Below are 2,273 nucleotides of genomic sequence, written 5' to 3' on the forward strand. Positions count from 1 at the left end.
TCACAGCCTCTGAACCTTCATTTCTGCCTCAATTTAATCATTCAGCAATGAAAATATAAATAATCTATTTAATCTCAAGTAAATGTAAGTTAATGTGGTTTTTATTTAAATAAGTAGGCTGAAAATGAGAAATTCTACAGCCTCGTTATAACGCGTATCTTATAGCATTTATATCAATACTATTGTGTGAGTTCCTCTATTGAATCAACTCCATAATAATCTAGAAGAAATACTGGATAACTGGACAAAACAGCTACTTCATTATTTGTAGAGATATGAGTTTGAATTTGTTTTTGTAAAATAACTGTTTGTTCATTGAGTTGAGAAGGAAGCTCATAAGTTCCGTTGACTAGCTTATTAAGTTTTTTAAGATGTAATAAATTTAATTTTTTCCAGTCATTGTGTGATAGTTTTTTAAAACTGATATATTCTTTTTTACACTCATTACTTGCTAGGCCTTTATACCCAATTTTTTCCTTCGCTTGAACTGTAAGATGTTCAAATCCTGTTTCAGGGACATGCTTCAGTGACTCAACCATGGGGTAGCTAACATATAATTTCCCATTTTCAGTTTCATCAACAAAATGTTCAAGTAATTCATTTAATTTTTTATCAGTTGCTGCTGGTGCATGGCCATCATAATCAAAAAATAAGTATATTTCTGAAATTTGCCTTCTTTTAATACCACTTAAATGCGCATTCACTTTTTTTTCTGTCAATAAAGGGAAAATATCTAAGTCTTCATCTTTTTGCAGTTTTCCGTATAGGCTATATATATCACCACAATTTGAGGATACTAAATAAACACCGTCTGTTTCAGTGTTCAAATAGTACTTTTTCAAATTATTCATAATATCATGTTCTGTAACTTGCCCCTCAAAAACAAATAAAATGTAATTAACCATTAAAGGCTCCTGCCTTAAACATTTTCTCTATATTATGAGCTTCTCGCAAATCTTTTCTAGTTCGATGAGATAGCGATTTGAAATCATTTTTAGTTAGCATGAAATAACAGTCAGGTCGTAGCAAATCATTAGAAATAACAGAAGTATTATGGGTTGTTACTAATGATTGAGCTGAGCAAGCTAGCAATTTTTCTACGACTAATTCAGAAAGTTCATGGTGATAAAATGCATCATACTCGTCAATAAATATAAATGTAACGTCAGTGCTTTCCTGGAATCTTTGAAGCCAGAAATAGAATAATGATAGGGATTTAGTTCCTTGAGATGCAATGCTATAAAATGGGATAGTTTTATTCTTAAACTTAAAGCCAATTGACTTAGAACCTTCGATTTCAATTTCAGTTAATTGACAATCAACGCCGGCAAGATTTAAGAACTTCTCAAGATCTTTAATATTTCCCTTTTTAGTAATGTCTTCAAGTATTGCAGTGCTGCCTTGTTCAAACCCTATGTAATTATTAGTATCCAATGATCTAAAGAATAACATCCCATTAACAAATTTTATGAATTCAGAAAAACAAGCGTTATTTGTATCAGGAGAAAGCAGGGCATTTTTGTTGATGTAAGACAGGACTGAAAGGTTACTGTGGCCAATATTTGTATCAAGGGTCTCAGCTCCCTTTACATTTATATCGGCAAACGAGCTTTTTCTTCGATCAATATGAGCAAATAATTCATCGTTTATAAATAACTCTTCATAAATAAGAGTTTCTAAATTTGATTTTCCATACTTATATATTACACTTCCACAGTCAAAAAGAAATTCGAATGAGAATTCAGCAATATTACTATCGGAATCAGCATTTATATAGTTGTTATACATATGATTTTCAATGTTTTTATCGGTTATATGCTTTATGATATCGAAAATAGCAAAGCCTAAATTTGATTTTCCAACACCATTTCTACCGTAGATAAGACCTTTGTTCACAACTCCATTGAGGATATACTTATCATTAAAGTTATATCCTTTCGTATCAGTGAAGTCCAAAGTGATTTTTTTCTCAAAATTCTTAAATCCTTGAACAGAAAATTTACTAAGCATTGGCACCCTTATATAGTTTCTATTTTTAATAGAAAAATTGTACCATAAAAAAATACCTACCGTAAAAAAATTACGGTTAAATTTTTGTGATGAACTTTAAATACCTAGTACAGGAATAAAGTTAACAGTTGTAAAATGCGTTATAACAACACGCCCTGAGGTGGACCGCTAGTAAAATTAGCAATTTATTGCAAACTTTAAAAGCGGCGAATCTCTTCGTTTTAATGCAGCTAAATATGTCGATTCATCATACGGTGTATTCG

General features: G+C 30.9%; 2 protein-coding genes. Both read right to left on the reverse strand.

All coding sequences use genetic code 11. The features are described from left to right. Positions 1-179: 179 nt before the first annotated feature. Positions 180-905 (reverse strand): hypothetical protein, encoded by a 726-nt coding sequence (locus E2R67_RS16290; protein ID WP_134292001.1) that lies wholly within the window; start codon positions 903-905, stop codon positions 180-182. Then, positions 898-2,010 (reverse strand): AAA family ATPase, encoded by a 1,113-nt coding sequence (locus E2R67_RS16295; protein WP_134292002.1) that lies wholly within the window; start codon positions 2,008-2,010, stop codon positions 898-900. Before E2R67_RS16295 ends, E2R67_RS16290 begins: the two co-directional genes overlap by 8 nt. Positions 2,011-2,273 lie beyond the last annotated feature (263 nt).

Source organism: Psychromonas algicola, assembly GCF_004378355.1.
In the GTDB taxonomy this organism is placed as follows: Bacteria; Pseudomonadota; Gammaproteobacteria; order Enterobacterales; family Psychromonadaceae; genus Psychromonas.

Coding starts and splice junctions, on each gene's coding strand:
- E2R67_RS16290 (WP_134292001.1), bottom strand. CDS start 905: ATGGTTAATTACATTTTATTTGTTTTTGAGGGGCAAGTTACAGAACAT.
- E2R67_RS16295 (WP_134292002.1), bottom strand. CDS start 2,010: ATGCTTAGTAAATTTTCTGTTCAAGGATTTAAGAATTTTGAGAAAAAA.